An 11577-nucleotide genomic window follows, 5' to 3' on the forward strand; every position below is an offset into this window, starting at 1 on the left:
AACTGCTGAGAAAGCTTGATAAATCAACAAATATCACACTTTTTGCTTTTCACTCAATAAGTGAACATCCGAAACTGGGCTAAACCCTTGATATGATTACGTTTTCCGGTGCTTTTGATGAGCTGCTGTCACGGATTCAGGGATGATGAAAAACCGTCATCTATCCAAAGCCATTCAACAACAACGTTTGTACATGCTGAAACAAAAAATCAAACACAAATGTGAATGGCATGGGATCGAATGGGTGGAAGCCGACAGATGGCATCCATCATCGAAAACGTGCAGTTCATGCGGGGATGTAAAACAATCATTCAAGCTGTCAGAACGGGTATTTCGATGTGAGGATTGTGGACTTGAAATGGACAGAGATTTAAATGCAAGCATCAATCTTTCGGGATATCCTGCATAGTGACGGGTACCGTGAGTTACACGGGAAGTGAAGCCTTCGGAGCGTCAACCAAACGAGAGTAGCTTCGGCGAAATCGGACGCGATGAACAAGGAAGCAAACGAAAACTTCTGCAAGTCTCTTGTAGAGTTTTGTAAGTTTTGCGTAACGGGAGCAGCGGAAAAACCAGCTGGAAGAGACGCTCTTTTACTTTCGAGGGGCCTTGTTATTTTCCATTCGCCTTCGCGAAGTTGGGTGGAAAATTCGTTTTTCACCCGTCTCTTCAGCGGTAAAATGTTTGGAATTGTTGAAAAATATCTCCCTCTATACTTGAAAAATAGGATATAATTGATATAAACATAGCTATATTTTCCCAAGATGAAAGAAATATGGAGGGGAAGGGCGGTTGTACCAGCATATTGTTGTAACGTGTGGTGTGTCGCTGTTGACAGGAAACAGGAACGTTTTCTCGATGAATCGGGATGAAATCATGGGGGAGATTCGTCCTTGGTTGAGCGCGGCCAACATCAATGAGGAAAAACAACGAAAAATTGACGAATGGATTCGTCATGCCAGGCAGTTTGCTCATGAGGCCGCCCGGGATCCCAACCGTGTGTCGGCGGAGTATTCGATGATTTATGAACTTCGTCGACAAGGGAAATTGGCGGAGAGGCCGACGGTTGTCCTCATTGCGACAGACACGGTGGGAGGACGGATTGTGGAAGCCGTGTTGACGAGATTGCTTGAGGAAGACTTTGCGGCAAATGTTCGCGTCATGTACGTGGATGTGGATGTGAATCATCCAAGACGGATGCAAGAGACATTGGGGGAATACATGTGGAAGGTGGCGGATGCTCTCTCCCACGGGGAACCGTCAACAACTTGTTTTGCGCCGATTGGCGGGTATAAAGTGATGACATCGTTGGGCTACATCGTCGGGGCGTTTCTGCACTACCCGACGGCTTATATGCATGAGGACGGCCAAGTGTTGCATGAGATTCCTCCTGTGCCCATACATATTGACGAGCAATTTGTTCATGATCACTTTGATCTGTTGCGGAAATGCCAAAAGGACATGGTTGATGCGGATTCGCTTTCTTACCGCGAAAAACAATGTATTCTTCAATATCCGTTTTTGTTCCAGCAAGAGGATGGTCTTGTGTATTTAAGTGCATTTGGACAATTTTTGTTTGAACATGAAAAATATAAACATTTGTTTGCGACCACGTACCTTGTATCCAAACAAGTCGCCAATATGTTGCAACACAATCATCACCAGTTGCTGTTTGTGCACCAACAAATGCGGGAGCTGGTAAAGAAGCTGAAGCATGAAGAGGGAGACATGGGCGTTTTGTACCACGAAAAGTCATTCAAAACGATTGATGTCCGAAAAGTGAAATATCACTTGTACAAAGGAGCGAGCAACGGACAGACGGCGTTTCGCCTTGCTTACCGATACGATGAAAAAGAAGATTGCTTGTATGCCAACTATTTATGGCTTGACCATAACCGATATGAGCGGGAAGCGGAAAGAGGAAAAGGGATTTATGAAGAGGATTCTGAGTTTATCGATATCACGAAACAATTGGCGGGAGTGGGGAGATAAGCGTGGGGAGAAGGGTATTGTTGTCGTTTCTTGGATTGAGCGATTATGAATATTGTTATTACACATACGAGGGCAAATCGTCTTCTTATACGCGTTTTATCCAGACAGCGGTGTATGAGTTGTTTCGCGGGGATGGGCCGATGGATGTGGTGGTGTTTGCGACGAAAGAGGCGCGGGAGCGGAATGGGCAAGACCGCTTGAAAGGGGAGGAGCGGCTGGAGGGCTTGACCACCGCTTTTCAGCGCATCGCCCCTGAGGCGAATGTGAAGCTCGTGGAAATGGAAAGCCGTCAGGATGAACAGGCCAATTGGCGGTTGTTTGACTGCATTCTGAATGAAATTCGGGAAGGGGATACGATTTATTTTGACATCACCCACAGTTTCCGTTCCATCCCGTTTGTCGCGCTCATCGTGTTGAACTACGCCCGCTTTGTGAAAAAAGCGGACATTGGCGCGATCGTTTACGGCTGGTTTGAAATGCTTGGGCGTCCAGTCGATGTCAAACAGTTGCCTCCAGAACGGCGGTTGGCGCCGATTGTCAATTTGACAAGCATGGCGAGGCTGCTCGATTGGACGAACGGGGTCGATCAATTTTTGCGCACGGGGGATGCCTCCATCATCCAGGCGCTGACCGCGAAAGAAAACAGCGAAGTGTTCCGCAATCCGTCTTCGAGCCAGACAATGCGAAACGAAGTGAAAGAATTAAATCAGTTGACGAAGCAGCTTGATCAGACGGAAAAAGTGATCCGCACGTGCCGAAGCTTGCAAATCGATGAAGAAGTGCAGAAATTTCATGAACAGCTCGGCCGCGTTCGCTCAGCGTCGGCGGAAGCGATTAAACCGCTTGTCCCATTGTTGGATGTGATGGAGAAAAAGTATGCGATGTTTGATGATGATCCGATCATGAACAGTTGGAAGGCTGTGCGTTGGTGTTTGGACCACGGATTGATTCAGCAGGCGCTGACGATGTTGGAGGAAAATGCGGTGACGGCCGTTTGCCGGGTGTTGGGGCTTGATTTGCGGAATGAGAAGGCCCGGGGAGATGTTCATTCGGCTATTGAAATTTTATTGCGAGATATTCCGAAAGAGGAATGGCGCGTTCGTTCCGTAGAGCGGGTTGAACAAATAATCGATTTCTTGTCTCCTTATAAGGGCGACTTAAAACGATTTAGCACGCTTAAGGAGCGGCGCAACGACATCAATCATGCTGGGGCGCGGCCGCAACCGCTAAAGGCGGAAAAGTTTTGGCCCGATGCGGAGCAGTCGTTCCGAGAACTTGGTGCGTTTTTTGAACGCATGTCAGCGCTCGCAAAAACGATGCAAATCTCAAAGGAGAATGCGTGATGGCCTATCAGGAAAGCGGGGTAACAGCTGTTGCTCAGTCGTCATATCCGCTTGTTCTCTTGACGCCGGCCGCCATTCACGGCGCTGATCCGAGGGAGAAGGCGGAGTTTCGCCTTCCGTCGTTGCGAGGGGTATGGAGGTACTGGTGGCGGACGCTGCAGGATGAACCTAATCACGAAAAGCTGCTTGCCAAGGAGGAAGAGTGGTTTGGCGGCACGAGGAAAACAAAGCAGCAATCGCCTGTCCATCTAACGTTGGCAAGAGCGATGGAAGGGACAATGAGAGAAAATATTTTGCCGCATCGTACGTCTCCAACGTTTGTTCCGGCGCTTCCTGCCGGCGGGGAGGTGACCGTGACGCTCTCGGTGCGGAAGCGTCATCAAGAGCGATTGGCGCAATATGATTGGCACTTTCAATATATGCTTCACCTCGCCAGCTTCGGGCAGCGGTCGCGCCGCGGATTCGGAGCTGTGCAATGGACGGAGCATCAATGGGATCACGTTGAGGAATACGGTGAAAGTTTGCGTATGACGCTAGAACGCATCGGGGCGGCGGATGCGTTTTCCTTTGCGGAGCGCGGCTGCCTTGTGGCACGACGTGAAGACATCGCAACACCTCATCCGGTATTGTACGCGGTGTGGGTTGGAGAAGGAAAAGAGAGCGCGGCGGAAGTGGTGAAGGCGTTTGGCAGGGCATCGCATGAAGCGAATCGTTATGGCAGCCTAGGATATATGAGAGGGAAAGAAGGAAAGCTTTCTTCCCCGTTATGGTGCACGGTGAGAAAAATTGGGAATCGGTACCACCCGATTGTGACGGAAGTGAGAAGCGGCGGCTCGCGCTACAGCGAGCCGCGCTATGAGCGAGATCGAAACCGGTTTTTAGAGATCGTTGGGGTGAGGATATGACCAATCGCTATATCGTCATTTTTACGGTCGGGCCTGTGCAGTCGTTTATCGCTTCAGCCCGCAAAACGGAAGATTTTTGGAGCGGAAGTTATATTTTGTCCCACTTGGTGCGAGAGGCGATCAAACAGTTTTACCAATTGGACGCCAACTGTGAAGTCGTATACCCGCTCGTCACAAGGGAGGAGTTGCGGTCGCCATCTGCGCGGGATTTTCGCATTGCTTCGATCCCGAACCGCGTGACGGTGGTGATGAAGGGAACAGAAGAAAAGGTTGGCGGCTGGCTGCGCGAAGTGGAGGACAATGTTCGCCAAGTGTTTCTGGACTTCTGCTTTCAAGCCATTCGACGCGTGTTTCCACATCTCACTGCCGAAGAGTATGAATGGCTGGAGATGATGGTGGAACAGCAAGTGCAGTCGTTTTTAGAAGTGTACTGGGTCGCTGAACCGTATGAGCCGTCCGCTTCGTTCCGGACCGTGCGTGAACGCGCCGAACGGCGGTTGGGGGCGCTGAAAAATGAGAAGCATTACATTCCTGTTTCCCAATCCGGCCTTGTTTGCTCCGTCTGCAAGGAAAGGGAGGCGTTGCGGCTTGCCGAGATGAAGGAAACGGATCATTACGGTGAGATCAAGCGGAAAACGCTCCACCTTTGGAAGCGGCGGGCGGCGGAATTTCAAGGAGCTGGGGGCGAAGAAGATGACCGCCGCGCGGGACGGATTCAAGACAATGAATTTTTATGCGGCATTTGTTTAGGAAAACGGGCCGCCCGCGATTATTTTTCCAAGTTGTTTGGCGCCTCGTTTTTGTCGTTTCCGTCTGTCCTCGAGATCGGAGCGGGCGATTATTACGCTGTGCTCATGATGGATGGGGACAACATGGGGAAATGGTTCTCCGGGGAGCGGAAAGAGGAGTATAGCGAAACGAGTAAAAAGTTGGCGCGATTTGCGAAAGAAGTCGTTCCTCAAATTGTCGAAGAACAATGCCACGGCAAGCTTGTTTATGCAGGAGGCGATGATGTTCTCGCCTTCTTGCCGACCGAGACGGTGCTGAAAGCGGCGGAGGAGCTCCGATTGGCGTTTGGCGATGAATGGAAAGGATTAGGTCATGGAGCGACCGCCTCGTTTGGCGTGGTCATCGCTCACAAAAAGTCGCCGCTCCATCTCGTTCTTAACGCTGTCAGAGCGTTGGAGAAAAAGGCGAAACAGTATTCCAACGACAAGACGGGGCAGCAAAAGGACGCCCTTGCTTTAGCGCTTCACACCCGCTCTGGTGAGATTTCGGAAGCGGTTCTCCCATGGATGATTGGGGGAGAGAAGGTTTCACAATTATTGGATCAATGGATTCATCTGTTGAAAACATCCCTGTCGCCGAACTTTATTTTTCATTTCGCTTCCGCGTTTGCCCCGCTGCTGCATGAGCGGCACTGCCCTAAATGGGAGAATGGCGACATGCTCGCGACAGAGCTTCGGCGTTTGCTTAAGCGGTCTGTAAAAGAGGGAAGCCATCTGAGCGCCCAAGAGATCGCCCATCACACGCAAGTTCTTTTGTCTTTGCATGAAGCGGTTCGCAGCGGCTATGACTTTTTGTATCTGTTAAAGATATTGACCTTTTTCAAACGGAGCGAGGGGAACGGGCAATGACAAAATTAGTCTTGACACCGGTAGACACGTTTTTCTTTAAAAACCATCATGCGACGCAAGCGGGGGAGGCGACGGTGATGGAGTCGATATTCCCTCCGCGCCCGAATACGATTTACGGCGCGTTGCGGGCGGCGTACATTTATGCGTACAGCACGTTTGACGACTTTGCGAGGGGCAGTGATGAACAGGTGAGGAGATGGATGGGCACCCCGACTGAGCGGGGGCAGTTCTGTCTCCATTATTGCACGCTGGTGAAAGAAGACGTCTTGTTCTTTCCCCTGCCCTTTGATTATCAAGTCATAGAGGAGGAAAAATCGCTCAAAGCGTATCCATTGCGGCTTGTCAAAGACCGAAAGCCTTCATCATCTGCTTCGATGTGGCGTCTGGCTTCTTCGCGGCGTGACAAAACGAAAAGTCCGCAGCACTATTACGTCCCGATGGAGGAATGGAAGCAGGCGCTTCTTGAGAATAAGCCAATCTCTTCCCTTTGTTCATTGTCATCGTTCATCGCTCGGGAAGATAAGGTGGGAATTCAACTCGACACGTCCAGCCGAACAGCCCAAAAGGGGCTTTTATACCGGGTGGCGAAAGGGCGTTTTGTAGATGGGGCGTCCCTTGTCGCTTACATCGGTGATGGTCCTGATTTCTCCAAGGTAAAGTGGGCGCGGATCGGCGGGGAAAACCGGCCGTGGTCTATCCGCCAGCAGCCGGAAATGCTTCGTATATGGAATCCGGACGAGAAAAAGAGGATTGAACAAGACATCGAGCGGACGAGGCTGGCAAAGATTATCTTTTTGTCCCCTGCGATTTTCGCCAACGGCTCTCGTCCGATTGCGATGGACGGTGATCGGTGGACATGGCCGAACGGAGCGGTGGTGACATGGCTTGCCGCTTCCATCGGACGTCCGGAGTTGTACGGGGGATGGGACATCGTCCGACATCGGCCAAAACCGCGGAAATGGATGATCCCAGCCGGTTCGGTCATCTATGTGAAGATCGAACGCGACGATGCTTTGCCTCTTGTCCTCTCCGCCCTTGACGGCGTTCATCTCACCGATGAAGGGGCGGAGGAAGGGTTTGGATTTGCAGTGATCACGAGTGCGAAAGAAAGCGAGGAGGAGTTGTAATGTATTCGATCGTACGGCCTTTTCTTATGCATGCCATTACGTCTGTCCATGCGGGGAGCGGGAGCGAGATCGGGTTTGTCGACTTGCCTATTCAGCGAGAGAAGCATACAGGATTTCCAAAAATCGAAAGCTCCTCGCTCAAAGGGGCGCTTCGATATCATATGACAGAGTCGCTTCCTGAAGATGGGAAGAATCTTGAACGGAAGAAGCTTGAACTGATTTTCGGCGCGGACAAAGGACAGGAAAGCGTCACACAAGCGAGCGCCATTGCTCTGAGTGATGCACGTGTTTTGCTGTTTCCGGTTAAATCGCTTCGCGGCGTATTTGCTTGGATTACGTGCCCGTTTGTGATTGAGCGGTGGAATCAAGAGATGAGCGTTCATCAGCAATCGATCGGGAAAGAAGTTCAACTTCTTCCGATGCCCGCACCGAACACGGTCAGTTCCGACCGGTTGATGGCGGTCAATGGACGCATTGTGTTGGAGGAGTATGCGTTTTCGGTCACCGTCTCTTCTGAAGCGAAACAGCTGGCGGAACAACTTGCCGCCCTCCTTGGGGAGCATTGCCGCCTGCGTCTTGTAGATCGACTCGTTGTTCTCTCCGATGACGATTTCACGGATTTCGTCAAATTGTCGACCGAAATTAACGCGCGCATTCGCATTTCACCGGAGACAGGGACCGTTGACAACGGTGCGCTCTGGTATGAGGAAAATGTTCCGCCAGAAACGGTTTTTTACAGTTTCCTCTACATTGGTGATGTACGGGGAGACGGAATAGACGGTCTTGCGAAGGCTGCGGATATTGAACGGTACTTTCTGAATGAAAACAAATTTCCATCCGTCTTTCAGCTTGGCGGGAACAGTACATTAGGTCGCGGAATGATGAGAACGATTTGGGTGTGAACGGAGGAGAAGCCATGGAAACAAACGTGAAGCGTGTGGGGATTGAGAACGGGAGAGCCGCATTTGCGTTTCAAGAAGTGAAACAGGCAAAAGAACGATTGAGAGGAAGCTTCGAAAACTATCGTTCTTACGTCAAAAAAATGCCGTCCTTAATTCAAGTCAACGGTCTCGGACAAGCATTGGCGTTTTGTTTTCAAAAAGGGAAGGAATACAAGGCGATTTATCAATCCCTCGCAAAATGGATGAGGGAACAGTTTCCGGATCAATTTTCATCGGCAAACCAAGAACTCGTCGAGGCTGTCGTCAACTTATCGAGCGCTGATTACCGGTTATGGACGATGGAAGCCATGGCGCTGTTAGATTGGATGCGCAAGTTTGCCGACGGGATGGCGAAAGACGATGCAAAGGCGGCAGAGTAAGGAGGGGAGGGCATGCTTTTTCATCCAAAGGACACCCTAGAAGTCGTGCAAAAGGCCAATAAATCGATCGGGCATTTGGCGTACCATCTCCATTATTTTATTGAGCATCGGTGGAATGACCGTAAAAAAGTGTGGGAACCTTCGAAACAGTTGAAATCCGCCCCGATTCTCCCAGAGCTGAAAGAGGTTGGCGAGCAGCTGCGGGCGCAGCGAGAACAGGCCATGGTGGAATGGGCGCAAACAGGGGGAGTCAAGAAGCTGAAAGCCCGCCTCTCTGGCCGAATTGTCCACGGACTGGGCGCGGGGCATGTTCGCGAGACGTCATTGACGATCCACCCCGTGTACGGTCTTCCTTACATTCCTGCCTCCAGTCTGAAAGGCCTTGTGCGCCATTGGTTTATCGAGGCGTATTGCGAAGGGGACGAGAAACGGCTCGGCGAGCATGAAGACGGACGCGCGATTTTTGGGACGCAAGGCAATAAAGGACAGGTGCAGTTTTACGACATCTTTCTCATCGATGGATTGCGGTTGGAAAAGGATGTGCTCGCTGTACATATGAAGGAGTATTATGAGGGAAAAAACGCTGCGACAGATAATCAAAAACCTGTTCCCGTTTCGTTTTGGACGGTCATGGCTGCAGAGGCAGACATTTATTTAACGGCCTATGGCTTTCGAGACGATGAAAAAACCGCCCGTTTGTTGGAGGCAGCATCGTTATACACAAAACAGGCGTTGATGGAATGGGGGATCGGTTCGAAAACATCGTCAGGCTACGGTCGATTTTCTGAAGTGGACGACGTGACGGAAACCGAATTCCTCCCAATGGTGCAAAAAGAGAGCGCCCGTCTTGAGCGTCGAAAAATCGAGCAGGAAATGGTGGAGCGAAAGAGACGCGAGGAAGAAGAACGAGCAAGGCTGGCTCTTCTCTCCCCCGAAGAACGGTTGGTGGCCGAAATTGAACGGCTCGCCGACAGCGAAGCGGATAAGCAGCGAAGCAAAGACGTGCTGTACCAGCAAGTCCTTGAGCAGCGAAACAAACAAGCCGCCCTTGCCTTGCAGGCGTATTGGCAACGCATCGGCGAATGGGGAAAAGGCATCAGCAAAAAACAAAAGCAAAAAATTGACAAGCTTCAACAGCTGCTAAATGACGAATGACACCATCCCAGTTGTCGTCGACCCCCATTGTGTCCAAATCCGGGGGATCGACGACAAGATTTCGAACTTCAATAGAACCTGTTTTCTTTTATGGATAGATCATTTCTCTAGATGAGCAAATGAACTGTAATAAATTTGCAACCAAACAAAAAAGGAGACATGAACCGGACTCCTTGGTTAGAATCAATGTGCCAACCATTCCTACAGGTTCATGTCTCATGAATGGATAAGCACGTTATCAAGGAGATCACAAGTTTTTCATAACATTGGGGTTCACCTTTTCGGTTTTGAAGCATCACGTTCGTCTCGTCGCCGCCTTGATCACCAAGGGATTTTCCGGAACGTTGACCGTTCTCGATGATGCAATCAAAAACCAGCCTCATGCCGACTAAGGGGCCCCTTGTTTGCCTCTCTTAAAAATGCACATCTACTAATTTGAAGGCAGGATTCTGACACAATGTGCTGATGTACATCCTAGCTCTCCATTTTTTCTATCTTCCATGCAGGATTTTTGCCTCTTGCCCGCGAATCGATATGTTGAACATGTTCAAAGAGGGGGGATGGAATGGCCATTGACCATGACCGGCTGTTCAAAGAACTGATCCAAACGTTCTTCGAAGAGTTTCTCCTTCTCTTTTTCCCCGACATCCACGAGCATATCGATTTCCGCCATTTGTCCTTTTTGTCCGACGAGCTGTTCACGGATGTGACCGCAGGAGAAAAGTACCGCGTCGATCTGTTGGTCGAGACGAAGCTGAAAGGAGAAGATGGGCTGATCATCGTTCATGTGGAGAATCAAAGCTACGTGCAGCCATCGTTTCCAGAGCGCATGTTTGTCTATTTCAGCCGTCTGTTTGAAAAATACCGCACCCGCATCGTTCCGATCGCCGTCTTCAGCCATGATGCCCTCCGCGAGGAGCCGTCCGTGTTTTCGATCGAGTTTCCCTTTGGCGAGGTGCTGCAGTTCCGCTTTTTCCCGGTGGAGTTGCGCAAGAAACATTGGCGGGACTACATCCGGCATGACAATCCGATCGCGGCTGCCCTCCTTGGCAAAATGGGGTATACTGAAAGTGAGAAAGTCGAGTTGAAAAAAGAGTTTTTGCGCATGTTGGTGCGATTGGAGCTGGATGAAGCGAGGCAGCGGCTGCTCTTGGGTTTTTTTGAAACGTATGTGAAGTTGTCGGAGGAGGAAGAGCAACAACTCCAAAGAGAGGTGAGGGCGATGGAAACGAAAGAAAAAGAGAACGTGTTGGAGCTGATCATTTCCTATGAGCAAAAGGGAAGGAAACAAGGGTTGGAAGAAGGCATCAAACAAGGAATGAAACAGGGAATGAAACAAGGAATGAAACAGCTGATTCGTAACATGGCACGCAAAGGAATGACGGTGGAAGACATTGCTCGGTTGGTGGATCTTTCAGAGGAAGATGTTCGGGGATTGCTTAGAGAGTAGGGAAATCAAACACAAGAGGTGGCCATCTAACGAGGGTATTTCGATGTGATGATTGTGGAATTGAACTTGACAGAGATCGAAACGACAGTATCAATCTTTCGAGATATCCTGCATAGCGACTGGTACCGTGAGTTGCATGGGAAGTGAAGCCTTCGGAGCGTCAATCAAACGAGAGCAGTTTCGGCGAAATCGGACAAGGATCAAGCAGGGAATGAAGCATGGGATTGAACAAGGACGCCAAAAAGGATCGAGGAAGGGAAACCCGACATCGCGAAGGAAATGTTGATGAAAGGGTAGGATATCGACACGATCCACGAACTGACCGGGCTGCCGGCGGAAAAGATCGAACAGCCGAAGAAGTCAACCCGCCTTTGCATTGTCGTCGACCTCCAATCATGCAAAAAACCCGGGGGATCGACGACAATGGTTTTTGACGCTCCAAGCCTACAGCCATCACGATTGAAAGTCATTGACAGAATTTTTGAAACGTGCTATGCTGAAAATAGCTCCAAACCGAAAAGCTTGATGGAACAAGCCTTTTTGGGGTTTTTATCGTACCTATGAGGGATTGAAACTCGAGACGAAAAAAGCAGGCCTAAGCCTGCATTGCCACGTTTTTATCGTACCTATGAGGGATTGAAACCGAG

General features: G+C 50.1%; 9 protein-coding genes and 3 pseudogenes. All 12 read left to right on the forward strand.

Features of this window, described 5'->3' with window-relative positions:
- Positions 1-136: 136 nt before the first annotated feature.
- Positions 137-409 (forward strand): annotated as a pseudogene (locus tag IKE44_RS10990) (RNA-guided endonuclease InsQ/TnpB family protein); the annotation flags it as partial.
- A 383-nt stretch (positions 410-792) separates the two neighbouring features.
- Positions 793-1992, forward strand: a complete 1200-nt coding sequence (locus IKE44_RS10995) for a putative CRISPR-associated protein (RefSeq protein WP_049624452.1) — start codon at positions 793-795, stop codon at positions 1990-1992.
- 2 nt (positions 1993-1994) lie between these two features.
- Positions 1995-3335 (forward strand): TIGR02221 family CRISPR-associated protein, encoded by a 1341-nt coding sequence (gene csx2 / locus IKE44_RS11000; protein ID WP_049624453.1) that lies wholly within the window; start codon positions 1995-1997, stop codon positions 3333-3335.
- Positions 3335-4240 carry a type III-B CRISPR module RAMP protein Cmr1 gene (gene cmr1 / locus IKE44_RS11005; protein ID WP_049624454.1) on the forward strand — a complete coding sequence of 302 codons (906 nt, stop codon included), beginning with the start codon at positions 3335-3337 and terminating at the stop codon, positions 4238-4240. The genes csx2 and cmr1 overlap by 1 nt, the downstream gene beginning before the upstream one ends.
- A complete protein-coding gene (cas10, locus tag IKE44_RS11010; RefSeq protein ID WP_049624455.1) occupies positions 4237-5877 on the forward strand; it encodes a type III-B CRISPR-associated protein Cas10/Cmr2 in 1641 nt (546 codons plus the stop codon). Before cmr1 ends, cas10 begins: the two co-directional genes overlap by 4 nt.
- Complete coding sequence (locus tag IKE44_RS11015; RefSeq protein ID WP_049624456.1) at positions 5874-7004, forward strand: type III-B CRISPR module-associated Cmr3 family protein; 1131 nt, start codon at positions 5874-5876, stop codon at positions 7002-7004. The genes cas10 and IKE44_RS11015 overlap by 4 nt, the downstream gene beginning before the upstream one ends.
- Entirely contained in the window at positions 7004-7906 is a 903-nt protein-coding gene (cmr4, locus tag IKE44_RS11020; RefSeq protein WP_042382412.1) for a type III-B CRISPR module RAMP protein Cmr4, read from the forward strand. The genes IKE44_RS11015 and cmr4 overlap by 1 nt, the downstream gene beginning before the upstream one ends.
- 14 nt (positions 7907-7920) lie before the next feature.
- Positions 7921-8325, forward strand: a complete 405-nt coding sequence (cmr5, locus tag IKE44_RS11025) for a type III-B CRISPR module-associated protein Cmr5 (protein ID WP_025039256.1) — start codon at positions 7921-7923, stop codon at positions 8323-8325.
- A gap of 12 nt (positions 8326-8337) precedes the next feature.
- Complete coding sequence (gene cmr6 / locus IKE44_RS11030) at positions 8338-9480, forward strand: type III-B CRISPR module RAMP protein Cmr6 (RefSeq protein ID WP_049624457.1); 1143 nt, start codon at positions 8338-8340, stop codon at positions 9478-9480.
- 218 nt (positions 9481-9698) lie between these two features.
- Positions 9699-9836 (forward strand): annotated as a pseudogene (locus tag IKE44_RS13880) (IS701 family transposase); the annotation flags it as partial.
- A 209-nt stretch (positions 9837-10045) separates the two neighbouring features.
- Positions 10046-10930: an Rpn family recombination-promoting nuclease/putative transposase gene (locus IKE44_RS11040; protein ID WP_232854558.1), complete on the forward strand. Its 885-nt coding sequence runs from the start codon at positions 10046-10048 to the stop codon at positions 10928-10930.
- A gap of 32 nt (positions 10931-10962) precedes the next feature.
- Positions 10963-11046, forward strand: a pseudogene (locus IKE44_RS11045) (hypothetical protein); the annotation flags it as partial.
- Between the last annotated feature and the right edge of the window lie 531 nt (positions 11047-11577).

Origin of the sequence: Geobacillus sp. (assembly GCF_017515625.1) — a bacterium.
Classification (GTDB): domain Bacteria; phylum Bacillota; class Bacilli; order Bacillales; family Anoxybacillaceae; genus Geobacillus; species Geobacillus stearothermophilus.

Bases quoted from the DNA above. Each gene is read 5' to 3' on its own strand.
- cmr1 (WP_049624454.1), top strand. From the start codon at position 3,335: ATGGCCTATCAGGAAAGCGGGGTAACAGCTGTTGCTCAGTCGTCATAT.
- cas10 (WP_049624455.1), top strand. From the start codon at position 4,237: ATGACCAATCGCTATATCGTCATTTTTACGGTCGGGCCTGTGCAGTCG.
- IKE44_RS11015 (WP_049624456.1), top strand. From the start codon at position 5,874: ATGACAAAATTAGTCTTGACACCGGTAGACACGTTTTTCTTTAAAAAC.
- cmr4 (WP_042382412.1), top strand. From the start codon at position 7,004: ATGTATTCGATCGTACGGCCTTTTCTTATGCATGCCATTACGTCTGTC.
- cmr5 (WP_025039256.1), top strand. From the start codon at position 7,921: ATGGAAACAAACGTGAAGCGTGTGGGGATTGAGAACGGGAGAGCCGCA.
- cmr6 (WP_049624457.1), top strand. From the start codon at position 8,338: ATGCTTTTTCATCCAAAGGACACCCTAGAAGTCGTGCAAAAGGCCAAT.
- IKE44_RS11040 (WP_232854558.1), top strand. From the start codon at position 10,046: ATGGCCATTGACCATGACCGGCTGTTCAAAGAACTGATCCAAACGTTC.